The organism is Mesorhizobium sp. WSM4822 (assembly GCF_055811155.1).
Genome location: NZ_JBVVQM010000011.1, coordinates 37,305 through 61,097, shown reverse-complemented (window position 1 = coordinate 61,097; position 23,793 = coordinate 37,305). Strand labels below are relative to the sequence as shown.

General features: G+C 59.2%; 17 protein-coding genes. 6 read left to right on the top strand and 11 right to left on the bottom strand.

Annotation, left to right across the window (positions count from 1 at the left end; translation table 11 throughout):
* Positions 1-115 precede the first annotated feature (115 nt).
* The 4 genes from AC0L3E_RS23830 to AC0L3E_RS23815 all read left to right on the top strand — a co-directional run bounded on the left by AC0L3E_RS23830 (position 116) and on the right by AC0L3E_RS23815 (position 9,457).
* Positions 116-973, top strand: coding sequence for an exonuclease domain-containing protein (locus AC0L3E_RS23830; RefSeq protein ID WP_473605770.1), 858 nt, complete (start codon positions 116-118; stop codon positions 971-973).
* 772 nt (positions 974-1,745) lie between these two features.
* Positions 1,746-2,225 (top strand): hypothetical protein, encoded by a 480-nt coding sequence (locus tag AC0L3E_RS23825; RefSeq protein WP_473605769.1) that lies wholly within the window; start codon positions 1,746-1,748, stop codon positions 2,223-2,225.
* A 216-nt stretch (positions 2,226-2,441) separates the two neighbouring features.
* Positions 2,442-7,673, top strand: coding sequence for a phosphorylase family protein (locus AC0L3E_RS23820; protein ID WP_473605768.1), 5,232 nt, complete (start codon positions 2,442-2,444; stop codon positions 7,671-7,673).
* The gene (locus tag AC0L3E_RS23815) at positions 7,673-9,457 is read left to right on the top strand and encodes an SIR2 family protein (protein ID WP_473605767.1); all 1,785 of its coding nucleotides are present in this window, start codon (positions 7,673-7,675) and stop codon (positions 9,455-9,457) included. The genes AC0L3E_RS23820 and AC0L3E_RS23815 overlap by 1 nt, the downstream gene beginning before the upstream one ends.
* Positions 9,458-9,623: 166 nt before the next feature.
* Here AC0L3E_RS23815 and AC0L3E_RS23810 read toward each other — a convergent pair whose 3' ends face one another.
* The 3 genes from AC0L3E_RS23810 to AC0L3E_RS23800 form a co-directional block, all read right to left on the bottom strand.
* Positions 9,624-10,952, bottom strand: a complete 1,329-nt coding sequence (locus tag AC0L3E_RS23810) for a hypothetical protein (RefSeq protein WP_473605766.1) — start codon at positions 10,950-10,952, stop codon at positions 9,624-9,626.
* Positions 10,953-11,025: 73 nt separating this feature from the next.
* Positions 11,026-12,231, bottom strand: coding sequence for an MFS transporter (locus AC0L3E_RS23805; RefSeq protein WP_473605765.1), 1,206 nt, complete (start codon positions 12,229-12,231; stop codon positions 11,026-11,028).
* Between the two features lie 107 nt (positions 12,232-12,338).
* Positions 12,339-13,226, bottom strand: coding sequence for a helix-turn-helix transcriptional regulator (locus AC0L3E_RS23800; protein WP_473605764.1), 888 nt, complete (start codon positions 13,224-13,226; stop codon positions 12,339-12,341).
* Positions 13,227-13,504: 278 nt separating this feature from the next.
* Between AC0L3E_RS23800 and AC0L3E_RS23795 the strand changes: the two genes are divergently transcribed.
* Together AC0L3E_RS23795 and AC0L3E_RS23790 are read left to right on the top strand one after the other, a co-directional pair.
* Positions 13,505-14,500: a class I SAM-dependent methyltransferase gene (locus AC0L3E_RS23795; protein WP_473605763.1), complete on the top strand. Its 996-nt coding sequence runs from the start codon at positions 13,505-13,507 to the stop codon at positions 14,498-14,500.
* 11 nt (positions 14,501-14,511) lie between these two features.
* Positions 14,512-15,471 (top strand): LysR family transcriptional regulator, encoded by a 960-nt coding sequence (locus AC0L3E_RS23790; protein WP_473605762.1) that lies wholly within the window; start codon positions 14,512-14,514, stop codon positions 15,469-15,471.
* Between the two features lie 42 nt (positions 15,472-15,513).
* Here AC0L3E_RS23790 and AC0L3E_RS23785 read toward each other — a convergent pair whose 3' ends face one another.
* Genes AC0L3E_RS23785 through trbE form a run of 8 tightly spaced genes read right to left on the bottom strand, consistent with a single transcriptional unit; the run spans position 15,514 to position 23,781 of the window.
* Complete coding sequence (locus AC0L3E_RS23785; RefSeq protein ID WP_473605761.1) at positions 15,514-15,738, bottom strand: DUF2274 domain-containing protein; 225 nt, start codon at positions 15,736-15,738, stop codon at positions 15,514-15,516.
* A gap of 2 nt (positions 15,739-15,740) precedes the next feature.
* Positions 15,741-16,985, bottom strand: a complete 1,245-nt coding sequence (locus AC0L3E_RS23780; protein ID WP_473605760.1) for a TraB/TrbI/VirB10 family type IV secretion system protein — start codon at positions 16,983-16,985, stop codon at positions 15,741-15,743.
* A complete protein-coding gene (gene trbG / locus AC0L3E_RS23775) occupies positions 16,982-18,121 on the bottom strand; it encodes a P-type conjugative transfer protein TrbG (RefSeq protein WP_473605759.1) in 1,140 nt (379 codons plus the stop codon). The genes AC0L3E_RS23780 and trbG overlap by 4 nt, the downstream gene beginning before the upstream one ends.
* On the bottom strand, positions 18,118-18,801 hold the full coding sequence (gene trbF / locus AC0L3E_RS23770; RefSeq protein ID WP_473605758.1) for a conjugal transfer protein TrbF: 684 nt from the start codon (positions 18,799-18,801) through the stop codon (positions 18,118-18,120). The genes trbG and trbF overlap by 4 nt, the downstream gene beginning before the upstream one ends.
* Positions 18,802-18,803: 2 nt before the next feature.
* A complete protein-coding gene (gene trbL, locus AC0L3E_RS23765; protein ID WP_473605757.1) occupies positions 18,804-20,165 on the bottom strand; it encodes a P-type conjugative transfer protein TrbL in 1,362 nt (453 codons plus the stop codon).
* A gap of 1 nt (position 20,166) precedes the next feature.
* Positions 20,167-20,562 (bottom strand): putative entry exclusion protein TrbK-alt, encoded by a 396-nt coding sequence (gene trbK-alt / locus AC0L3E_RS23760; RefSeq protein WP_473605756.1) that lies wholly within the window; start codon positions 20,560-20,562, stop codon positions 20,167-20,169.
* Positions 20,563-20,572: 10 nt separating this feature from the next.
* Positions 20,573-21,331, bottom strand: coding sequence for a P-type conjugative transfer protein TrbJ (gene trbJ / locus AC0L3E_RS23755; RefSeq protein WP_473605755.1), 759 nt, complete (start codon positions 21,329-21,331; stop codon positions 20,573-20,575).
* Complete coding sequence (gene trbE / locus AC0L3E_RS23750; RefSeq protein ID WP_473605754.1) at positions 21,328-23,781, bottom strand: conjugal transfer protein TrbE; 2,454 nt, start codon at positions 23,779-23,781, stop codon at positions 21,328-21,330. Before trbE ends, trbJ begins: the two co-directional genes overlap by 4 nt.
* Positions 23,782-23,793: the final 12 nt, after the last annotated feature.

The following is a 23,793-nucleotide window of genomic DNA, read 5'->3' as shown; positions in this document are numbered from 1 at the left end:
TCTCAACGAGTCTTAACCGACGTACATGATCACCCCTTTGCGGCCTCAATCAAGGCGGTACTTGCTTGACGTCCGCCGAGCCTGTGAGAGTATTGGAACAAGGGGAGGCGTTCAGATGCGATTTGTTGCCATCGATGTAGAAACGGCAAATGCTCGCATGCGCAGTATCTGCCAGATTGGTATCGTTGTCTTTGAACATGGGAAAGAGCTCGCGTCGGACGTAGTTCTCGTCGATCCTGGGGAAGATTTCGACGGCATAAACATTTCAATTCACGGCATCGACGAGACGCACGTTGTCGGGGCAAAGACATTTCCGCAGATTTTCCCTTGGCTTGCGGAATATGCGCGAGACCAGGTTGTCGTCTGCCACACCCATTTTGACCGCGTAGCGATCGCTCAGGCGCATGACCATCATCGCTTGACGGCAGTGCCTTGCCGTTGGCTCGATACAGCCAAGGTTGCCAGGCGAGCGTGGCCCCAGTTCACTCAGAGCGGTTACGGCATTCGAAATCTTGCTGACAGCTTTGGCATCCCATTCCGGCATCATGACGCTGTAGAGGATGCGCGAACCGCGGGATTGATTCTGCTTCGCGCCATAGAACAGTCAGGCCAAGACCTCGACCAATGGCTGTCTCGCGTAAAGCTTGGCCTTTCCGGGCATCCGAAAGGTCGAGAAAGGCGCGAATGCGACGGCGAAAGCGAAGGTCCGTTGCTCGGTGAGACGGTCGTGTTCACTGGGAGCTTGTCGATACCCCGCCGCGAAGCTGCTGATCTCGCTCACATGGCGGGCGGTGCCGTCGATCCGGGCGTTACCAAAGCCACCACCGTCCTAGTAGTCGGCGACCAGGATCTTCTTAGGACGGGCGGCAAGCCCAAGAGCTCGAAGCACCTGAAGGCAGAGGGCTTGGTAGCTCAAGGGCAGCCGATACGATTCCTTGCTGAAACGGATTTCATGGCCCTTGTCGCAGAGTAATTTGGCTACGGCTTCTGGAGCCGGACACCAGCGCCGCCGCCATTCTCCGGAATGAACTCGACCTGTGCAGCCTCAAGCCGCGCCGATGGCGCCAACGCTGATAGCCATGCCGATCGCCGGGCCGTCGCTGCCTTCCGGGACAATGTTTCCGATCCGCTGCCGCAATGACTGCCATTGCCACTCAAATGAATGGCAGTTTTTGGGTATCGACGACCAACCGTGAAGGTCCGAAATGCGGCGCATTGCAGTCGGCAACTTCCGGCCGTGAACGGACTGGCAGCTTTCGGGAGCGAGGCCCGGAAAAGCAGACGTGCGTCTGCGTTCGAAAAAAGCAGCGAGTTCCAATCTCGTCTGGCGCGCCATCCCTCTCAGGGGACAAATCAGGAGTCAAAAACAATCATATAACATGTTGAAATATAGGGACATATTTGCCGTTCGAAATCTCATTCGGCATGTATTCCAACTTATCTACGAATGAAAGTTATAGCACGATCCGATTGTCGACGAAGGCCAGATGTTATCCGCTCCACATGTTTCGACAAAGTCCTTCATGTTCCTGTCATCATATCTCCCGCACCAATACATCATGCCCGCGTGGGTTTCCCTACGCTCTTAGGCCTTGATCTGATTGCTCGTTACGGAGATGGAATATTTTGTCTTCGGGGCAACGAAATATTCGCTTGCCTCGGCCTAGATCGAACAAAGGAATGGTAGTTGAATTGAAACTGCTGCCGCCAAATTTCGCACATTTTCATTATCGAGGTACTGGCGAATGGAAGAGGAGATTTCCCAGTTTATTCTTGCGGCGGCCAAGTTCGAATTCTTCTTAGTAAATCACGACATACGGATTGCACACGTGACGAACGTCCGTGGCATTCGCGCGGTTGCGGGCGTGAACTGGAGCGTGATCGCCGTCGACGTAGAAAGCAGATTTCCTTTCACCGGCTTCGATTTTGCTGCCAAAGGCATTCTCATCTTTAAGGAAACCGTTCCGCAATATCTCACCGTCGGGTGGGGCGGCACACTAAAGTGGGACAGCGACAACGCTCCAATCGATTCATGGGATCGATTGCTGTCTAGGAGCTACGGTCAGTTGAGGAACAATGTTGCACATGGCAACAAGCATCAGATGCCGGCTCCGTTTACATATGAGCGGACCCTCAAATTTCTGCCAGCCGGTCATGCTTTGATGAATTTTGTTGCAGCTGAGGTTTACGATCAGGCTGATTGGGATACGCCAATCTTTAGCTAGTCCCACCAGCCAGCACCACCTAATTCGCGATGCTCCTCTCTACAGACGCTGAGGGTGTAAGGGATGGCCTTCTCCAACCGTACGTATTTGTTCGGGGTAAACTGTGAAGAGCAATTGAAGCGACCCGCTATCACCGTGTAGTGCTTACATGCTCAACACCAAGGGTCAATTTGCGATAATAATCGCCACAGCAGTTTCGCAGGCTACGAGGCACGTTTGAAACTCGTCGATAAAGCCGAAATCCTGAAGGATGCAGAGGCTCGCGGGCTCCGGAGGGCGCTCGTTGTCACGGCTCTGGACATGGAGATGAGTGCCGTCAGGGCTCATTTAGCCCATCTTGGCTCCTGCCAGGCGCGTGACGGCAACATTGTTGAGATCGGGCAGTTTTCCGCTCCAGGCGATGAATGGTTCGTTGTCGTCACTGAATCCGGCGCGGGAACACACGCAGCGCAGAGTGCCGTGACATATGCTTCTGTAGATTTTGGACCGTTCGAGGTCATGTTTTTCGTTGGTGTTGCGGCGTCTAGGAAACCAGAGGCTGCTATTGGAGCAGTGGTTGTCTCAAACCATGTCTATTTTCCTTACACTGGCAAATACCAAGGCGGCGAATTTTCCAGCCGCCCTCACACTTTTCCAGTTGATCCTCGTCTGGTTGGTCTTGCGAAGAAGCTACGCCGCGATGGTGAATGGCAGATGCGCATTCGGGATTTGCTCAGACAGAAGCTCCCTGACATATCGGTCTATCCTCAGCCGTTTCCGCCAGGTTGTTTTGTTGCGCCAATCATCTCGGTCGAAGCGGTATCTGCTGACGCCGAGTCCGAACTGGAAAAACAAATTTCGAAACATTACGGCGATTCCCTTGCACTGGAGATGGAAGGCTACGGTGCGCTCTATGCAGGCTCGCTTGAGCGGACCCCGAGCATCGTGGTCCGTGGCATTTCGGACATGCGGAAAGACAAGACGCCAGAACTCGATGCCATCTACCAACCCGTCGCTGCCGCTCATGCGGCGGCGTTTGGGTTCGAACTCCTCGCTGCATGGAGTCAATCCTCTCCGGCGTCGCGTCCGGCACCAGCTATTTTAACGACACCAGAACGCGGAGGGGTGGAGGAGAGCATAACGTCTGCATCATCGGGCGTTGAAGGCACGCGAACAACACTTGTTCTCAATTTCGCTGGGAAGGCCACCGAGTTTCCCAAAGAAAAGATCGACCAGATAATTGATGAACTTCGCTCGATAACTGGCGATCCAGACCTTAGTCTCGTGCGCACCGAACTGGGCTCGTTCCGCTTTTTCGTGTCCGCGCGGGTATCCGACATCGCGCGGCTGAGCGCGCGGGAGACTTTTGGGCTCCTGCAGGAGAAGTTTCAGTCACGGTTGCTGGGCGTCTCGACAGAATCCGAATTTCTGTCCGTGCCGACACTGGGTGTCAGCATCCTCGAAGCGTCCCGTTCACTCTTGGACTGGCCTAAGACTCTGCCGGACGGCACCGCAATTCATCGCCCCGAACTTGATCACCTGTTATCGCTGGTTCAAGAATCCGAAAGCAGCACAACGGCGCTGTTGGGACCTCCTGGCGCTGGGAAATCTGCATTGCTGGCAGCATTCGGCCAGGCTCTCCATGACCAAAACATTCCCTTCCTAGCGATCAAAGCAGACCTGTTAGACCTCGATATTTCCGACGAGGAAGGACTTTCACAATCCATCGGCCTAGATCAGATTCCGACAAAGCTTCTACTAGGGCTGTCGCTCACTCGTCCGACTGTGCTCATCATTGATCAGCTTGATGCGTTAGCTGGGTATGTAGACCTGCGCACCGGTCGTCTTAATGTCCTGCTGAATGTTGTACGCAAGCTAAGCGGCGCACGGAATATCCACATTGTCTTGTCCGCCCGCACCTTTGAATATGAACACGATGTCCGTCTTCGAACCATTGGTGCCGAAAGTGTTAACCTGGATTTGCCGCCCTGGAGCACGGTACTCAGCGTATTGGAAAAACATGGGATCCAGGCGGCAGGTTGGCCTGTAAACGCACAGGAAGTTATGCGCTCGCCACAGGCGCTTGCGACATATCTTAAGTTAGGGGTGAACGCCGGCAGCGAACCGTTTGCCAAGTATCAGACTATGCTCAACCATCTTTGGGAGGAGCAAATTCTGAAGCGGCCCGACGGCGCCAAGCTTTCCAAGCTCGCCGGAAATATTGCCGAGCAGATGGCGGAACTTGAGACCATGTGGCTGAATTCAGCGCGTTTCGAGGGAAACGTGAGTGAGCTCGATGCCCTGATCGCTTTGGGCATCCTGACACGGTATGGCGCGGCCGGGCGAATCGGATTTTCACACCAGACCGTCTTCGAACACGCGCTTGCACGCGCGTTCTCACAGCAGACTGGCCGACTGTCCAGATACATACTGGAACGCGAAGCCTCCTTGTTTGTCAGGCCGAAACTCTGGGCTGCTTTGACTTATCTGCGGGACGTCGAACCTCCCACGTATCTCACGGAACTGCGTGCCATCTGGTCGACACAGAACCTGAGGGTTCACTTGCGGCATCTCCTAATCGAGTTTCTGGGGCAACAACCTGAGCCAATAGACCCGGAAGTCCTCCTGATGGGGGAGGCCCTGACCTCCCCGCATCGCCAGATTGCATTGCAGGCGATTGTCGGCAGTGATGGATGGTTCGGACGTTTGCAGCACGCAATTGCCACCGCGATGACAGTACCTGGCGAGGATAATATAGCAGCGGCTATTCTGTCCCGAGCATTCAGTTTTGCGCCGCAGATAGTCAGTTCGTTGATACGCTCTCACTGGCTACCGGACAAACGGTTTGATCGTTTCACGCTGTTTGTCATTCAATCCTGTCCATCCTGGACAGAAGACATTCTCGAAATCGCAAGTTCAGTTGCTGCCCGCTCCACGACATCACCATATGAATTGGATCATATCGTGGGAACCCTTGGCGCATCCCAACCAGATATGGCACTGAGATTTGTCCGGTCTCAGCTGGATGCCCAGCTCAGATTAGCAATAGAAGAAGGTCAACGCCGTACGGCACTTGTCCCACCTGAGGGCGACGATGAGAGGATTGTCTGGCGGATATCGAACTCGCCGACCGAGCCTATTACAAAAGTTATTGAGAACTCCAACGGATGGGACAGTCTCGAAGCGCTTGCCCGAGAGCACCCGAAGGATTTTCTGGAAACTCTGTGGCCGTGGTTCCGCCATGCGACCGATGTGTTGCGCGATCTTGCAAACGACACCGATGGTCCGGGATTCGCACTAAGCTATCAGGTCGATTTCCGCTTCGATGGAGAGTCCCCACTGGACTTGCCTGAACATCCGATTCAAGGCGCGCTAAGAACAGCGGCCGAAGAACTGGCAAAGGAGGACGAAGCGGAATTCCTCAGCTGGATCGACCGCAACCAGAACGATGATTCAACACCTGCTCAGCGCCTGTTCGCATATGCCCTTGCCAGTCGGCCGGAAAAATACGCAGATCAATCATTTCAGTTTTTTCTGCAGGATACCAACCGCTTTCATCTGGGAAATCTTCAAGACACCCACAGCACAACGACCAAGCTCATCCGCGCTGCAAGCCCGTATTGGACTGACAGTCAGTTGAAGATTTTTGAAAGGACAGTCTTAGATTATTCTCCAAAGCCACGATCGGGGCTAGATGCGAGCTTAAGGCGCTATTTTGGTCAACGTATTCGTCGCCTGAAGACTGATCTTCTGGAGGCGTTACCACCTGAGCGCACTTCGGAACAGGTGAAGCGGTTCATCATCGAGCAGCGTAGGCAGTTTCCAGCACGAAGAGATGACGTACGAACCTACGGCCCTCAATGGATCGGATCACCGATAGCGGCCGAAAGTCTGGCGAAGGCCAGTGATGAAGACATCATCAACGCTTTCACAGAACTGCCCGACGCCATTGGTTGGGACCATCCGAAGGACTGGATGAAAGGCGGGAATGTTCAGCTCTCACGAGAATTTGCCGAATTCGCAAAGTCGCACCCAGACCGGGCTTCCGCAATCATTAGGAAGATGACGCCCGAGATCGGAACTCGCGCAGCTGGATATGCGCTTGATGCGATGGCAGAAACTGTCCCCGCCGAACTCATCCAGCAGCTGATTGATCACCTTGATCAGCACGGCTTCTCAGGTGAGGAGTACCGCGGTAGCGCGGCCAGAGCTGTGGAGCGGCTCGTGCGGCGTAAACTGAACATCGATGATAAAACCATCAGGTTGCTCGAAAGCTGGCTTGCGGAAAAGCCCACGGCTCCAGAACGTAAGGATTCCGATGACGAGGACGACGAAGAGGGTGATAACGATGAAGGAATTTTCAAGGCTGCAACGGTCGATACCGAAAAAGAAGAGCGACAGGAAAGCATACTATGGGGAATGGGTGGACTAAGGATTCTGCCCCATGGTAACTATCCAATCATTGACGTCCTGCTTCAGATATTCCTTCGCAATAAGGATTACACGCGTTTTATATCGTTGCTGAATGCGCAGCTAAGCGTAGAAAACGATAGCCGTATCTGGGAGGCGCTGCTACAATTTTTGCCGTACCTGCCCACGGAAAATATCAACGAACTAACCGACTTTCTGGATCGGCTGTTCCGTCAGTATCCCAAGCTCGCCCTGGCGCATGAAGGGTTGCGTCTGTTGGCTCAGCTTCATTGGAAGGCGGATGCTTTTGTCGGCTCTCTACTTTCGCGCTGGGACCACTCCGCATCCGCTAGAGATGAGCAAGGATATGGCGAACTGGTGGCGCTTATTTCTCTCGTCAGGCCTGGCCTTGACTGGCCTAAGAAGCTTCTCGACGAAATCCTTTCCCAACCCGAGCTTTTAAATGCGAGGGTCGGCGCTGCATACGCGGCAGTAAATGTCTGGCCTGAAGCGGAATGGCAGGTCGCGTGCTCAGCCCTGCTTCAGAAAATCATTCCAATCGCAGACAAGCTCGCCTGGATTGCAGTCTTCGATCTCTTCCGCCTTGTCGATGAGATAACGCCGGAGTCGCACTGGATAGGGTTGCTGAGGACGATAGAAGAGCATCTCGCCACCGCTAAAGGTGTGAATTCCAGTTTCGTTGTTGAGAGGCTACAGACACTGCTCCCTCACTCCGGACAACTTGTCGGAAGATTTGCGCGTGGATTGATTGCCAACTGGCGCACCGAACTCGCCGACATGAGCACTGGCACTGCAACCGTTGCCCCTGAATTCGTAGACTTAGCAATTACGCTTCATCGCCTAGGACCGGATACGCGCGAACTCGGCACTGAGCTGTTTGAAGACCTGCTTCAGGCAAACGCATATACCGCCAGGGAAACACTCGATCAGATTGACAACAGGTTTAGGAGCAAGCCCGCCTCACGGCGGCCAAGGCTTCCCCGCCGTTCAAGGAATGCTCGTTCCCGGCGCAAAGCAACATCAGTCGGTGGTGAGTAATGGGTATTCTCGCTGGTGATCCATTCACACAACTGGCTTTCTCGGTGTACGAGAACAAGGGTGTGTTTGCCGTGCTGCTGGGGTCTGGCCTTTCGCGTGCAGCGGAAATTCCTACCGGTTGGGAAATCACACTTGACCTGATCCGCCGTGCTGCACTGGCGCAGGGAATAGAGGATCAGACCGACTGGGCGGCATGGTACCGCAAGACGGCAGGAGAGGAACCCAGTTACTCCAGACTCCTTGAAGAGCTGGCCTCATCTCCTGAGGAGCGACGCTCAATCCTGCACAGCTATATCGAGCCGAGTGATGAGGATCGTGAAGAGGGACGCAAAATTCCCACTGCTGCACACAATGCTATCGCAGAACTTGTGCGTAGCGGCTACATCCGCGTCATCGTCACAACCAACTTTGATCGACTCATGGAAAATGCGTTGCGAGAGCGCGGAATCGAGCCGACAATCGTTTCATCCGTTGACGCCCTTTCTGGCGCCGAGCCGCTTACACACAGCGCTTGCTACATCCTCAAGCTGCATGGCGATTACAAGGACGCTCGGATTCTTAACACAGAGGCCGAGCTTAGCGGCTATCCAGAACAATATGACACGCTTCTTGATCGTATTATGGACGAACACGGCCTCATCGTTTGTGGTTGGTCGGGCGAGTGGGATAGTGCGTTGCGTGCAGCATTTCTTCGAGCACCAAACCGTCGCTACTCAGTATTCTGGGCATCTCGCGGAGATCTTAGTAGCGGCGCACAGACAATCGTTGATCATCGCCGTGCGCGTGTGATCGCCATCAATGACGCAGACAGCTTCTTCCGAGGATTGCAGCAGCGCGTCGAAACACTCGAACAGAGCAAGCGCCAGAACCCTTTCAGCATTGAACTTTTGGTTGGCAGTGCAAAGCGTTTTCTAGCAAAGCCGGAGTACCGCATCCAGATGGATGAACTGTTTGCCCAGGAAGCGGATCGTTTGTTAGCGCAACTAGGCACGTCCGAGTTTGAAATCATTTCGCAAGGAGACGCCGACGCTTTCCGCTCGCATGTCCGCAGCTATGAAGCCGCCACCGAGGCACTAGCCTGCATGGTCGGCATTCTCGGTCGCTGGGGAGATGATACGGAGCTTTCGCTCGTGCTGGATATTATTCAGAGCCTCTACACCAATGCTAAGCGGCCTGGTGGTGGCTCTGTAAGGCTATTAAACCTACGTTCATATCCAGCAGTACTCATCCTGACGGCATACGGTCTTGGGCTTACGCGCGCAACGCGATGGGCAACACTTCACAGGTTGTTTGATGGGAAGGTTGATCAACAGCATGGAGAGCCGCAGCGCTTGATCGACGTTCTTTTCCTGAATGTTTGGGATGGAGATCAGAACGAGGCGTTCAAAAATATTGAAGGATTTGAAAAACGTAAGACAGCGCTCAGCGACCATCTGCTGACCATATTCCAGCAGTGGGCGAAGACTTTTGTTGGCCTTATCCCGGATTTGGAGCTCATGTTTGAGCGCTTTGAAATTCTTGGATCACTAGCGAATTTCGAACGATATCCAAAGGCTCGAGTGAAGGAGACCCTCCAAGGCGACCCTCGCAACGGCTGGGAGTTCATGGCTTTCGGACGTGCTGCATGGGACGGCAAGAACAGGGATAAAATCCTCAGCGAAATGCAGACGGACCCGTTTAAGTCGAACTTGGTGCGCTCAGGGTTTGCCCAGGGGGATCCTGAATTCATAGACCTTTTTGCTCAGAACTTCGCACGTGTCGCTGCGCGAGTAAGGTGGCAATAAATCTGTGCTGCGGTTCGGTGGCGCTTTAGACAGTCCGAACGCAAAGCGGTCATCGTCGCCTGAGCCCTTGATGAGCAGCTTCGGGTCACGACGAGAACTCAGCGGTCACGGCGCCTGCATTCGCCTCAGGGTACACATGCCAGTTGCTGGAAGCGAATAAAACATCTCAGGAAAAAGCCCATTCCGCATCGGCCGGCGTGACCAACCCCTGCCGCAGCCGGCTGTGAAGTTCATGCCACGACGGGTCCGACACGAAGCCTTTCATGCTTCCACATGCCTCGGCGAAGGAGATGTCGCCCAAACGGTCGATAAGATCACTCATCCCGCCGTTCTTGCCATTCAGGAACAGCTCGAGCGGATCATCATCACACTCAATGACCCGATGTCCCCAAGCGCCCGGAACGTCGTCGGTTGCGAGAGCCTGCCTAAGATCTCCATCCTCTCCTGAGGCCCCGAGCGCCCGGCAGACGACATAGCGCATCAGGGGGTAGTAGATTGGCTGATAGCTGCCTCCAAGCGCGCGCACGCCGGGCAGGATCGACAAAACCAGAAACATCAGCAGGAGGTTCGGGACAAGGCTGCGGTTTGCCAGCCGCTCGAGGATGTCGGGGGCTGTGAAGCACGCCACCTTCATACCGTTCGCGGGATCGATGAGTTCACCGGCGATCAGACGCAGCGGACGGCGTTTGCCATTTTCATAGAACCAGAAGAAATCAGTACCCCGAGCGAGCCAGCCACTCCAGGGGCCAGACGCGAGCCCGTCGAGGCCGGCAAGGATATTGGAGGCGAACTTCGGGTCTTCCAGCAGTCTCATGCGTAGCCAGGAATTTTCGTCCGACAGATGGTCCGCCACCAGGTCGGCAATATCCTCGTCGTCGATCTGCAGGAAGGCAAAACGGCCTCCGAACATTCTTGGCCAAAGCATGAGATTGGCTGCCTTGATGGCGTGCGCGGGCCGCTCGAATTGCGCCTTCGGAAGAAGGTTACGAAGCAGCGCGAGCCCGTCCCCCGCAGTGTTTGGCTCCGTCGGCAACAACTCGAACCTATAGGGTCCCTGCCCGGCTAACAGGCTGTATCCGAGCATCCGGCTTCGGCTGAGGCCGAATACGTTGATCGGCTTCCCGTCGACATTGAGCCAGCCTGGCCCCTTGCGTGGTCTTTCAACAAGGTTCACCGTCGAAACGGCATAGGAAACATAGGTCGAACAGCCATGCGCCAAGAGGCCAAGGAGGCTGAAGACGTGTGTGTAAAAGGCTTCCGGCTCCATGAGGAGAAACAAATGAGGCCCTGTCTGCATCACACGGCGCTGTTCGAAATCCCTGCAGATTTCCGAGGCGGTGTCGGTCGACAACCCGTTTCGTGTCCCTGCCTTCCTGATGATGTCGAGTAGTTTGGTGAAGGCTCGGAGCCGGATTTCTGGCATGGGACCAGAAGCCGGCGCCGCGAACAGGCGAAACGCATAATCGCCGATCGGCCGGGAATGATAAGGTTTCATCCAGGGGTAGAGTGCCTCCAGCGACCCCAGGACTGCCTGTTTCGCGTCTGCGCCTGCAGCTAGCTCTTCCACCTCACGATTCACCCTTTTCTTGCGTCTGAACGACACCGACGTTCAAACACGGAATACTGATGAGGAGCACCACTCCGAAGCTGAAGAAAATCGTCGAAGGAAATGCTCGATCTCCTATAGCGGCGCCGATGCCGAAGACGAGTAACCCGAGCGCCACGGCCACACTGTGCATAATGCCTTTGGCCCGACCCAACAGATAAACGGATACATGCAACTGCAATGTGACTTCAACGCTGACGCGTCCAAGATTGTATAGAAATCCGATCGCGGCAAAAAGGACCACTGTCCAAGGCGAGCTTAGATATGCCAACGCCATGAGTACCAGCGCCGTTAAGCCCAAAAGCATGAGATGCAGCGCATGAGTGCTCATCGCTCTTTCAATTCGGATTAGAATGACCGCGCCGATCAGGGAGCCCGCCGACCATGCAGCCTCGAGGTAGCCGAAATCCACAGCAGTACCCTTCTGCTCCTGGAAGACGAAGCTCGATCCCATGACGCTGACAAGCACCGCGCTTGTATAGAGAAGCGCATAGACGACGATGAGACGACGCAGGCTCGGATCGATTACTGCTGCAGAGATCCTGGCGACGCGGAGATCGCGCGAAACCGGTTCCAGTCGCATCAAGGCAAGGCAGCCCGCTGAAAATAGGAAGAAGGCAGCAAGAACGGTGAATGGCAGGGCTGGGGAGCGCTCATGCAGCAACGGCCCTGCAAGCAGAGCTGCGCCGAGATTGCCGAACTGCATGACGAAGAAGACGGTGGAATTCGAGGCTACAAGATCGCGGCCGTCAGCGATCACGGGGATCATTGATTGAGAGCTCGTAAGCGCGACACGGTCGCAAAACGAAAACAGGGCCGCTGACACGCAGATAGCTAGAAACACGTCCATATAGAGGAGCGCGCAAGCGGTCGCCAGCATAACGACGAAGCGGCCGAGGTCTGCCGCAACGTTCAAGCGTTGCCTGTCAAATCGATCCGCCGCCAGGCCGGCCAAAGGGCTCGCTATGAATTCGACAATGCTTGCGATCGCAAGGAACGTCGCCACGCCGGCGGATCCGTACCCTCGCTCGACGAGAATCCAGGCGGATGCGATGTAGTAGCCGTTTCGGGCAACAGAAGCCGATAAGGTGCTGGCCAGGAATCCGCAGCGGGGATTGGACCGGTTGGGCCGTCCCTTGGCATGATGAATTCGAACCAGGTTTGACATGAGCGGCGTATCCGAGCTGACCGCCGATGGATACCTTCTTCCGCCTAGCCTGCTTTACTGTGATGTTGGGGTTTTCCGATACTTGCTGAGAACCGACAAGCGGCGGCCTAGATTCTGCATTGCCGGCGAAATTCCGTTGGGGCCGCGCCGAAGGCTCGCTTAAAGGCGGTCGTGAAATGGCTCGAACTGCCGAAACCACATTCCATCGCGATCTCCGTCGCCGACAAATTGGTCGTTCGCAGCATATCCGCGGAGTGCTCCAATCGGCGCTGCGCAATGAATGCGTGCGGTGTCATGCCTGTCGACTGCTTGAAGGCCCTCCAGAAATGGAACCGGCTGACCCCAACCTCTTTTGCCAGATCGGCGAGCGTAGGTCTGCCGCCCGACAAGGCCTCGATCATGCCCACCGCTCGCTTCAGATCGAACGATGACAAGCCGCCTTTTGCCGGTTCCTGATGGACGCCGTTCAACCTGAACATTTGACCGAGCAATTGCGTGGCCTGGCACTCCACCATCGTTGCGCTGATGGGGTCAGGCTGCTTGAGCTCCAGGACAATCCTCTGCAAGGCCAACTCTACAGTGGTGTCCCGAAATCCGATCGAAGGCGGCAGCACTGTCGCGGGATTGCGAGCCATTCCCGCAAACACGTCGTCGGCGAACCCTTTTTCAATCGAGACCAGGAGGTAGGAAGCGGTCGCGTCCCCCTCGTCCCACCCATTCCAATCACTGCCGGCGGGCATGAAGATTATCGAACCGGCGCGGCGCGGCAAAAAGGCAATCCGGCGCCCGTCCACAATGTCCTCTCCGCGGCACGCCGTGCCCTTCAGGTTCATCAAGAACACATGGTTCGGCTGGAGGATCCTTGTCTCCTGGCGCTCGAGCCCGGTTCTTTTGACCACGTCCGCCCGCACGCTCCCCCAATTCTCATACTTGTGGGCAAGCGATTGGTGGCGTGAACGGCGGTTCTCGGTCGGGTCGAGGGCAAGAGTATTCACGTATCCACAGTCTCCTTACTGGCGAGTGGCCAGTCGTTGCGTGATGTGGCGAACCATTGGTTGCTGAACAACACGCAAATAACTCTGGATTGGTAGAAGATGTGACTTTAGCAAAAAAATGACAATCGAGTGAAAGCCGTCTGTATCCGGCAGGCCTACCAGTTGGCTCAGCCAATACTTGAGCCCGGCGAAATATTAGACCCCACTTATCTTAGTGGAATTTCCCACATCGACGTATCGGCATCTCACCAATGGAACGGTGCTGGAGGCATACTGCGATGCGTGGACTCGACGACTTTCTGGCTGAGTGCGACCATGGCCCACGGATCAATGGACTCGCTGGCTTTTTCGCCGCGACCGCGGCCGGAAAGAGCGGGATGCCAATCCGCAAGCCCGTCGCCGACGCCCGCCTTCTGCCGAGCGATGAACTGCTGCGCGGCCTGGTCAGCCTGCATGCGGCACGACAAGGTTTTTTCGACCAGCACTACCACGGCAGCATTCCCTACAGACTGGAGGAAGAGTGCCGGATGGCCTACGCAGTGCTGAAATATGCACGGCACCGTGACGCTCCGCTTTCGCTATACAGCCTTGGAACAGCGGAAGGCACGATGGCCAGAACGCTCTCCGAACTGTCCGAGGGACAGATACGCACGCTGTCGTGCAGCCCAAACGCGGAGAATTACACAAGCTTCATGGCCTATGGCGAACCACCGCACGCCGACTTCTTCATTGGCCCCTTCCACAGGTTGACCAAGGACGTCCTGGGCTCGGATCCGCGACTGGCAAATTTCGCCCACGGCTTCGATATTATTCTGGAAGATACGACCTTTCAGATGTACTCGCCCAACAGAGCAAGCCAGATCGAGTTCGTGACCCAGCACCTCAAGCAGGACGGAATCTTCGTCTTCGTCGAGAAGTTCCGGGCTGCCGAGGAGCCGGATTACCGGCGTCGCGAATACCAGAAGGATTTCGGCTTCAAGGCGCGCTATTTTCCTCCGGACGAAATCGAGAAGAAGCAAACCCTCGTTCTGGATACGATGTTCGACAACGAGGTGACTTTGGCGCAGATGGCTGACGCGATACGCGCGCATTTCAGGCACTGTGCCCTGACGTGGAACAGCGGAAATTTCTGTAGCCTCGCTGCGAGCAACAGCGAGGAAAACCTGAACCGGTACCTGTCCCAGATGGCCACTCCGGCCATTCCGCACGAGTACGTCTACGAAACCAGCTTGTATTCGACCCTGCCGGTGAGCCGCGCCGCCGCGCCGGAATAGGCGCTCAAGCCTTGGGACAGGTCAACAACACGCTCCGCCGTTTGGACCATGTCTTCGCAGCCGTCGACCATGGCAGCCTCAGGCAGGCTGCAAGAGTTCTCAGAGTGAGGGAATCCTGTGTCAGCCGCAACATCGTTGCTCTCGAGCAATTGCTGGACATGCAATTGTTTGACCGCGACGTCCATGGCGTTCGGCTGACCGAGGCGGGTCGGGACTGGGTCGATCTCGTCCGAGCTCATTACGAAGGCTTGCGCGATGCCCTGGCCGGAAGTGGTCGCGGCCACCAGGATGCCAAAACGGTCAGGATAGGGTTATGCGGCCAGATGGGGCGCACGTTCGTGGCACGTCTCATCGATCGTTTCGGCCGTTTGCATCCGGACGTGTGCGTCGCGATCGAAGACGTTCCAGTCGAACAGTGCCTGTCGGCTATACGCCGCCGGCGCCTTGACATCGTCTTCACCCATGGGCTTGAGAACGCCGCTTCATGCCGTAGCGAGATATTTGCGCACGAGCGCTTGTTCGTTCTCCTGCCCTGTTACCATCCGCTTGCTGAAAGCCCTGCGGTCACGTGGGCAGATCTTGCAGATACGTGCCTGCTGGTTTCAAGCGGATCGCCGCAGGATCTGTGTTTGCTGGAGCATATCGCCGCGAATGGTGGCCCCACTTTCCAGACATGTCGCGCCAGCGAAGCAACGGTCATCCTCAAGGTGCAACTCGGTCAAGGTGTCACTCTTGCGGGCGAAGGCTTTGCCAGGACAGTATCCATCGACGCCACGGTGTGGAAACCGATCAGTGGCCAGAGCAGTATCAGTTCGATCAAGGCAGTGTGGCTGGAATCGAACCCAAAGCGCGCGCTTTTGCGATTTGTTGGGACCGCAAGAAACATGGTGACTGCAACGCGACCCGGGCCTACCCCCGTCAATGCAGGAAGTACGGAACGCCGCCGTGCGATTTCTGAAGCCACGCCATGACTGTGCGGCGCGCCTGACCCGGTCGCCTCAGTGGTCCGGCCTCTAACCGCCGTCCGAACGCTTTGCCCTGGCAAAGCCCCGATCCGTCGCCATGAACCTTTCCAACATCGCAACGATGAGGCGCGGCGCATCGGCGGGCCGTTGCCCTGCGTCGCGGCCGAGTATCTCGGCATAGGCGGTCAGGTCACGGTGCAGTGCCGCGGGTAGCTCAACCATCACCTTGACAGGTTTGTCGTCGGCGATCGGACCCAGTTTCAGCTTGGCCATTTTCAACCTCCGTAAGGTTCAAGCACGAGATCGCGCGTGACGATGACGCGCACCGGGAATCCCGGTCGGATGGTGAGCGTCGGCGCTATGTTGAGCTGCCGCTGGACGATCTGCTGGCCTGTCTGGCTGATGCTGTCGGAAGCACCTTGGCGCAAAGCGCGCATGATGTCGCTCTCCTGGCCCGATGAGCCTGCCTGCGCGCCGATGCTCAGAACCGTGGAAAGTGCGGCAGCCTTGAACAACTCGCCCCAGTGATAGTCGACGCCGTCCTCGAGGCCAGCATAGCCCTCGGCGTCCGCGCTAGGCTCACGCTCCAGAACGATGGAGCGGCCGTTCGGAAAAATCAGCCTGGTCCACACCAGCAACACGCGACGCTGGCCGAAGCCGACGCCATTGTCATACTGGCCGATGAGGCGCGCGCCCTGCGGGATGAGAAGGATGTGGCCGGTGGGGCTGTCATAGACATTCTCCGTCACCTGCGCGGTAATCTGACCCGGCAGATCGGAACGAATGCCGGTGATGAGGGCGGCTGCGATGACCGCGCCCGCCTGCAGGACATTCTTCGCTGCCGGCGGCGCGACGCGGTCAGGGGAGACGGTACGCTTGTCCGGCGGCTGATCAAGGAACGCGCGCTGCCGGTCCTGCGCCGAGGCCGCCGCTGGCTGAGGAGCGAGGCCAAGGCTGGCGAGATCGGTCTGGGGCATGGCGTCTGTCGTGGCTCGAGTGACAGTCGCGTCACTGGCGGGCCGTGTTTGCGTGGACGCGAACAGACGCGCGGTCCTCGCCGCTTCCAGCTCTTGCTCCCGGCGCTGTACCTCCGGATCCGGTCCAACGAGGCCGGCCGATGGCACGGGGCCGCCATTTTGCGCGTTGAGGATCGGGCGGCCGAGATCGCCGGGAAGCGGTGGGCCAAGCTTTGGAACGCCCGTATAATCTTTTGGCAGGCCCGCGAGCCCGTCCGGGGTCGAACGATTATCGGTTGAATACAGCTCCTGCCCCTGGCCTTGCTGACGGTTCTGCAGCGCATAGAGCAACGCACCGCCGACAGCGAGGCTTGCCGCGAGCCCCAAACCGGCCAGCGCCTTGCGCGACAGACGCGTCACGCGCGGCGGCTCGGCGCGCAGCCGCATGGCCGCGGCCGGCTCACCTGTCAACGATCGCGTGTCATCGCCAGCGGATGCCTCCGGCCCGGCGTCATTCGCCGGCCCCCGGCCTTCTTCCTTCCCGGGACCCATTTTGTCGCTCATGATGACGACCCTCCCCTGTCTGTTCGGAGGTACGTCGCTGGCGCGGTCTCAGCAGGGCCACGCATCCATGAAAATCGACTGCTCTTCACCCCATCGGTGCGGGAGACGCTGACGCGCTTCTGGTTCTTGCCGGCGCCGAAGCGCAACTCGGCGGCGGCAAAAAGCCGGTCGACGATCATGTAATTGCCGCGCACGCGATAGTTGACCAGCTCGGAGGTGTCGCCTTCTGGCCCGACCACGAAGAGTGGCGGCATCTCGCCCTGGCCGATGCCTCGCGGGAACTCGATGAACACCTGCTTGCCATCATCGAAGGCGCGCAATGGCCGCCAGGGTACGCGATCGCCCGTCACGTCGTAGCGGAAATTGACGCGAGAGAGATCAATGCCCGTCGAGACGGGCTGTGCAGCTTCGGCCTCCTGATTCTGACGGCGCAAGGCAATGAGCTGGTCCTGCGGGTACTGCCAGGAAACCGACGCCATATAGGTCGACGGCGTCGAGCGCAGTTCCATGTGATAGGTGCGCCGATCGGTATTGATGACGAGATTGGTGAGAAGGTCGGCGCGCGTCGGCTTGACGAGGATGTGGACTTGCTTGGCCCCGCCCGTTCCGCTCTCGGTATCGCCGATGATCCAGCGCACGGTGTCGCCGGCGGCGACGGGACCCGAGCCGACGAGCTGCTCGCCGGGCTGGAGTGCGATGTCGCTGATCTGCCCTGGCGAGGCATAGACCTGATAGAGCGCGCCATCGACGAACGGATAGACCTGCATCGAGTTGATGAAGCCGTTGCGCACAGGCTCCACGCGGGCTGCGGCGTTGGCCAGGTTCACGCGCGCGGCCGGATCGGTCGGTTCCGGCCGCGGCTTTGCGTCCTTGCCGACCGGCTTCAACTGGCCTGGAAGCGGTAGCGGCTTTGACAACTCGACCACCTTGACGGGCGGGGGCGGATCGACGGCCTGCACCGCCGCGACCGGATCGTCGTAGGAAATCTCCGGCGGCTTCTGCCTGGTGGCACAGCCTGCAAGCGCCGAAGTGCAAAGCAGAAGCGCTGGAAAGGCTATCTTGCGGAAAGCCGGCACTGCGTGGATGAGGAAAGTTGGACACCCCCGGTGGGCGGCCTTGAAGAGTGCGGGCGTCATTGTCCAAGCTCCTTCGACCAATTGATGGCGTTGATGTAGATGCCGAGCGGGTTCTTTCTGAGCGTGTCAGCGTCGCGCGGGGGCTGCACGACAATGGTGAGGATCGCAGACCAGCGCTCCGTGGAAGCGAGCGAGCCATCCTGATAGCGGCGTTCGACCCAGGCGATGCGGAAGCTCGCCGGCGATGCGCGAATGACCGACGACACATCGACCGCGACCTGTTGTTTGCCGACCTTGGTGAACGGGTCATTGGCGCGCGCATAGTCGTTGAGCGCCAGCGCCCCGCCCTGCGTCGCGAAGTCATAGGCGCGCAGCCAGTTCTGCCGCACGATGACCGGATCGGCGGGGATCGACCTCACCTGTTCGATGAAGTGCGCCAGGTAGAAGGCGATCTGCGGATCGTTCGGCTGATAGTCGCCGACCGCAGGGGCGACAGCCTGCGCCTGGCCGAGACGATCGACCTGCACCACCCAGGGCACGATCGAGCCGTTGGCGGATTGCCAGACGAGTGCGGCGGAGAACCCGGCGGCGAGCGCCAGGCAACCGAAGGCCATGTAACGCCAGTTGCGCGCCTGCACGCGAGCGGAACCGATGCGATCGTCCCAGACCTGGGCAGCGCGCTGGTAGGGCGTCTCGGGTTGTGGGGATTTGCCGTAGTGCGTGGACGGTCGTTTGAACATGCTTAGTCTCTTTCAGAGAGGTTGATCGAGGAGCCGCCGCCATGGCTGTCACCACTGCGAACGGCGTGGGCGGCGGCCTGGACGCCGTGGGTCATCTGTTGCGAGCGCTTCATGCGCTTCGCCCAGGCAGGCTGACTGTCGGTGGCGGAGGACGCGGCGGGGGCGGAGCCGGCTTCGGCGGCGTTCGCGCCGACTGTGCCAGCGGTGGATGATCCGCCCGTCGTCTCGAAGGCTGCGCGAGCGCCGGACTGGTAGCTCTGCTTCATGCTGCCTGCCGCATTGTTGGCCGCGCGCTTGAGCGGGGAGATGGCACCTTGGGCGCCGGCGCTGATGACACCGCCGAGCCCGGATGCGACGCCGGAAAAGCCAGAGTCTCCGGCCGCGCCGAGATTGTAGGCTGTGGATGCCCTGCCCGCGGTGGCGGCACCGCCACGGGCCGCCGCCGCAGCCCCACCGCTGACAGCCGCGCCGCCGGACATGAGGGTGCCGGCGGCCGCGGCGCCCACTGCTCCCATGCCGCCGGCAGCGAGCCCGGTGCCGACAGCCGCGCCCGCGCCGAGCTGCGGGCCGCCGGAGACGAGACCGTTGGCAATGCCCGGTCCAAAGATGCCAAGGCCGAGCAGCGACAGCGCGGCCAGCACGATCGCCATGGCATCGTCGATCGTCGGCGTTTTGCCGCTGAAGCCTGCGGTGAACTCGGAAAAGAGGGTCGAGCCGATGCCGATGATGACGGCGAGCACCAGCACCTTGATGCCGGACGAGATGACGTTGCCAAGCACGCGCTCGGCCATGAAGGCCGATTTGCCGAACAGACCGAAGGGGATCAGCACGAAACCGGCGAGCGTCGTCAGCTTGAACTCGATCAGCGTGACGAAGAGCTGGATCGCGAGGATGAAGAAGGCCAGCAGCACCAGTGCCCAGGCGAAGAACATGCAGGCGATCTGGATGAAATTCTCGAAGAAGGACCAATAGCCCATGAGGTTCGAGATCGAGTCTAGCAACGGCCGTCCGGCGTCGAGCCCGGTCTGAGCCACCTTACCCGGGCGCATGAGATCGTTGACGGTAAAGCCCGTACCCGAGGCCTTCAGGCCAAGCCCGGCGAAGCTTTCGAAGACGATGCGGGCGAGGTTGTTCCAGTTGGAGATGAGATAGGCAAAAACGCCGACGAACAGGGTCTTCTTGACGAGGCGCGCCATGACGTCGTCGTCCGCACCCCAGGACCAGAAGAGCGCGGCCAACGTCACGTCAATAACGATCAGGGTCGTGGCGATGAAGCCGACCTCGCCGCCGAGCAGGCCGAAGCCGCTGTCAATGTAGCGCGTGAAGACTTCGAGGAAATGGTCGATGACGCCCATGCCGCCCATGTCAGCGGGCCTCCGGCCGAGACGGCTCGACCTGCATCGCGGGAGCGCTCACATCCGTCCCCTGCCCCTTTTTCCGGTCGGCCGATGCCGGCACATTCGGAAACAGCGTTGTCGGCGCTACCGGAGCAGGCGCGGTTGCCGGGCCATGTTGACCGAGGAACCGCCGCCGGTTTTCTGCCCACGCTTTCAGGCAACCGGGATCGCGAGGGCCGGCCTCGCCGATCCCGGAACAGCGGCGCAATTCGGAAGCGAGCGGGTCTTGTGACGCGATGGAACGGGCCCGCATCGCCGGGGCGTCAGGCTCATCGTCCTTGCTGCTCATCTCGAGCGCGGTCACTGTCAAAGCGACCGCGATGAATGCGACCGCGCCGATGCGCGCGAGGATCTTGCCATCCATCGCGCCGGCCTCAGTTCTTGCCTTGGAACATCTGCGCATTGCCGGGCTGGTAGCCCGAGCCCTGCGTCAGGAAGCGGCGGCGCTGCTCCCTGCCCTGCTCGGCGGCGGTCGCCTGCTCGGCCGATTGCAACGCCTGGGCCCGACCGTTTGCGGCGACGACCGCGGTGAGATCGGCGAGCTGCTGCACTTGGAGCGCGAGTAGCTGGTTGCCGGCCTGCGTTGCCTGAAGCGCGCCGGTCGCACCCTGGCTCTGGCCGACCAGCGCCGACATCTCACTGCGATTGGTGTCGATGTTGCCGACGACGCCCGCCTGCACACGCATGGCATCCTGAAGGCCGCCAACCGTGTTGCCCCAGCGCGAGCGCGCCTCAGTGACGAGTTGCTGATCTGAAGCCGACAGCGAGACGTTGCCGTATTTCTGCTGGAACGCCTGATCGATCTGCTGGACGTCATAGGCAATGTTCTGCGCTTGACCGAGCAATTGCTGCGTCCGCTGCACCGACTGTTGGAGCTGTTGCAGTGAGGAGAACGGCAGGGTCGCGAGATTGCGTGCCTGATTGATCAGCATCTGGGCTTCGTTCTGAAGCGAGGTGATCTGATTGGTGATCTGCTCGAGCGAGCGCGCCGCCGTCAGGACATTTTGCGTATAGTTCGTAGGATCGAATACGATGAAGGCGTGCGCCGGCGGCGCCAGCATGGGCGCGAGGGCGATGGGCGCGGCAAGGAGGGCGGCGGCGAACCGCATGCCAAGTGAACGACGCAGTTTCATGGGGATTTCTCCTTGGTGGTGAGGGCGGGGCTGGTTAGGGCGGGAACGAGTTCAGCGGCCCAGGCGACGCCACGGTGGTTGAGCCAGGCTGCGAGGAACCCCTCGCGGCCATGCTCGGCGGCGATGCGGGCGATCGTGGCCTGGTCGGCCTTTGCGGATACAGCGCAAAGCGCGATTGCCACATCGGACAAACCGAGCTCGAACAGCCGGTTGCCACGACGGGACTGGCAGTAATAGTCGCGCTTCGGCATCGCCCGGGCGATGATCTCGATCTGCCGGTCGTTGAGGCCGAAGCGGCGATAGATCGCAGTGATCTGCGGCTCGATGGCGCGCTCGTTCGGCAGGAGAAGCCGGGTCTGGCAGCTCTCGATAATCGCGGGCGCGATCGCCGAGCCATCGATGTCGCTGAGCGATTGCGTGGCGAAGATGACGCTGGCGTTCTTCTTGCGCAGCGTCTTCAGCCATTCGCGGAGCTGGCCGGCAAAGCCCTCATCGTCCAGCGCAAGCCAGCCTTCGTCGATGATGAGGAGGGTCGGCGAGCCATCGAGCCGGTCTTCGATGCGATGGAAGAGATAGGACAGGACCGCGGGCGCCGCACCCGTTCCGATCAGCCCTTCGGTTTCGAATGCCTGGACCGACGCCGATCCGAGATGCTCGCGCTCGGCATCGAGCAACCGGCCGTAGGGACCCCCGAGGCAATAGGGGCGCAATGCCTGCTTGAGATCGTTTGATTGTAGCAGCACAACCAAACCGGTGATGGTGCGCTCCTCGACAGGCGCGGACGCCAGGGAGGTCAACGCCGTCCAGATATGCTCCTTGACCTCAGGGGTGATCGTCACATTCTCGCGCGTCAGGATCGCCACGATCCAGTCGGCGGCCCAGGCGCGCTCGGGGACATGATGAACACGGGCGAACGGCTGAAGGCTGACGCTGTTGATCGCCCCATCGCTGAGATCGCCACCGAGATCGTGCCAGTCGCCACCCATGGCGAGTGCCGCCGCGCGGATCGAGCCGCCGAAATCGAAGGCGAAAACCTTTGAGCCTGCATAGCGGCGGAACTGCAGCGCCATCAGTGCCAAAAGCACGGACTTACCCGCGCCAGTCGGGCCGACGATCAGCGTATGGCCGACGTCGCCGACGTGAAGCGAAAGCCGGAACGGGGTCGAGCCTTCGGTCTTGCCGAAGAGCAGAGGGGGCGCTGCAAAATGCTCGTCCCGTTCCGGCCCCGCCCACACCGCGGAAAGCGGAATGATGTGGGCGAGATTTAACGTGGAGATGGGAGGTTGACGGACATTGGCGTAAACGTGACCTGGCAGGCTGCCGAGCCAGGCGTCGACGGCGTTGATGGTTTCGATCATTGCCGTGAAATCGCGGCCCTGGATCACTTTCTCGACCCGGCGCAGTTTTTCGTCGGCGATCCCGGGATCCTCGTCCCACACCGTCACCGTCGCGGTGACATAGGCCATGCCGGCGTGGTCGGCGCCGAGTTCCTGCAGCGCCATGTCGGCGTCGGCGGCCTTGTTTGCGGCGTCGGTGTCCACGAGGACGGACGCCTCGTTGGTCATCACCTCCTTGAGGATCGCCGCGACCGATTTGCGCTTGGCGAACCATTGACGCCGGATCCTTGTCAGCAGCCTGGTCGCATCGGTCTTGTCGAGCAGGATCGCGCGTGTCGACCAGCGATACGGAAACGCCAGCCGGTTCAGTTCGTCGAGCAGACCCGGCGTGGTCGCGGTCGGGAAACCCGTGACCGTGAGAATGCGCAGGTGCGACGCGCCAAGCCGCGGCTCGAGCCCGCCGGTCAGCGGCTGGTCGGCCAGCATGGCGTCGAGATACATCGGCGTTTCGGGAACGCGGACACGGTGACGATTGGTCGAGACGCAGCCATGCAGGTAAGTCAGTGTCTCGGCGTCATCGAGCCAGCGGGACTCCGGCATGAACGCTTCGACAAGGCGCAGGACGCGGTCGCTGCGGTCAGTGAACCCGGTCAGCACCGCGTTGGGGTCGAGGCCCTTCTTCTCGCGGCCTTCGTAGAGCCAGCTTTCCGCTCGCGCGGTGTCTTCGGCGGGCGCAAGATAGGTGAACGTCAGGAAGTAGCTGGACTCGAAATGCGCGCCGGCCTCCTCGAAGCCCGCCTTTCGTTCCGCATCGACCAGCGTGGAGGCCGCATCCGGAAAGTGGCTGTCGGGATAGCGGGTCGAGGCATGGCGCTGCGCCTCGACGAAGATCGCCCAGCCGGAGCCGAGACGGCGGAAGGCATTGTTGAGCCGGCCGGCGACGGCGACCAGTTCGGCCGGAACGGCGCTGTCGAGATCGGGACCACGAAAGCGCGCGGTCCGCTGGAAACTGCCGTCCTTGTTGAGGACGACACCGGCGCCGACCAATGCCACCCAGGGCAGGAAGTCGGCGAGCCGGCTGCTGCGATTGCGATATTCGGCAAGATTCATCATCGGCGCGACCTC

Bases quoted from the DNA above. Each gene is read 5' to 3' on its own strand.
- AC0L3E_RS23830 (WP_473605770.1), top strand. From the start codon at position 116: ATGCGATTTGTTGCCATCGATGTAGAAACGGCAAATGCTCGCATGCGC.
- AC0L3E_RS23825 (WP_473605769.1), top strand. From the start codon at position 1,746: ATGGAAGAGGAGATTTCCCAGTTTATTCTTGCGGCGGCCAAGTTCGAA.
- AC0L3E_RS23815 (WP_473605767.1), top strand. From the start codon at position 7,673: ATGGGTATTCTCGCTGGTGATCCATTCACACAACTGGCTTTCTCGGTG.
- AC0L3E_RS23810 (WP_473605766.1), bottom strand. From the start codon at position 10,952: ATGAAACCTTATCATTCCCGGCCGATCGGCGATTATGCGTTTCGCCTG.
- AC0L3E_RS23805 (WP_473605765.1), bottom strand. From the start codon at position 12,231: ATGTCAAACCTGGTTCGAATTCATCATGCCAAGGGACGGCCCAACCGG.
- AC0L3E_RS23795 (WP_473605763.1), top strand. From the start codon at position 13,505: ATGCGTGGACTCGACGACTTTCTGGCTGAGTGCGACCATGGCCCACGG.
- AC0L3E_RS23785 (WP_473605761.1), bottom strand. From the start codon at position 15,738: ATGGCCAAGCTGAAACTGGGTCCGATCGCCGACGACAAACCTGTCAAG.
- AC0L3E_RS23780 (WP_473605760.1), bottom strand. From the start codon at position 16,985: ATGAGCGACAAAATGGGTCCCGGGAAGGAAGAAGGCCGGGGGCCGGCG.
- trbG (WP_473605759.1), bottom strand. From the start codon at position 18,121: ATGACGCCCGCACTCTTCAAGGCCGCCCACCGGGGGTGTCCAACTTTC.
- trbF (WP_473605758.1), bottom strand. From the start codon at position 18,801: ATGTTCAAACGACCGTCCACGCACTACGGCAAATCCCCACAACCCGAG.
- trbL (WP_473605757.1), bottom strand. From the start codon at position 20,165: ATGGGCGGCATGGGCGTCATCGACCATTTCCTCGAAGTCTTCACGCGC.
- trbK-alt (WP_473605756.1), bottom strand. From the start codon at position 20,562: ATGGATGGCAAGATCCTCGCGCGCATCGGCGCGGTCGCATTCATCGCG.
- trbJ (WP_473605755.1), bottom strand. From the start codon at position 21,331: ATGAAACTGCGTCGTTCACTTGGCATGCGGTTCGCCGCCGCCCTCCTT.
- trbE (WP_473605754.1), bottom strand. From the start codon at position 23,781: ATGATGAATCTTGCCGAATATCGCAATCGCAGCAGCCGGCTCGCCGAC.